Raw genomic sequence first — 254 nt, 5'->3', positions numbered from 1 at the left:
GTAGCCAACGATGATCCAGAGACGATCAATGGTTTTGTAGGCGGCAGCTTCAATGTATTGGCAAATGATACATACAATGCTAACCCAGCGACTACAGGTGAGGTAACGATCACCCAGTTGACAATAGATGCAGGCCTAAACTTCAATCCGGCCACGGGTGAGGTAACAGTATCAGCGGGTACATCGGCAGGTGTGTATACCTTGACTTACCGTTTGACGGATAACATAGATGCAGCGAATACAGATGATGCAAC

The 254-nt window shown here is 47.2% G+C and carries 1 protein-coding gene; it reads left to right on the top strand.

Annotation, left to right across the window (positions count from 1 at the left end; all coding sequences use genetic code 11):
* Positions 1–254, top strand: a 254-nt coding sequence (locus tag I5349_RS13890) for a hypothetical protein (protein ID WP_226391374.1), incomplete at both ends; no start/stop codon positions are given.

This window comes from Penaeicola halotolerans, assembly GCF_016464625.1.
Taxonomy (GTDB): Bacteria; Bacteroidota; Bacteroidia; order Cytophagales; family Cyclobacteriaceae; genus Penaeicola; species Penaeicola halotolerans.
Note: the sequence above shows the minus strand (reverse complement) of the source record. Positions and strands in the feature narration are given on the sequence as shown.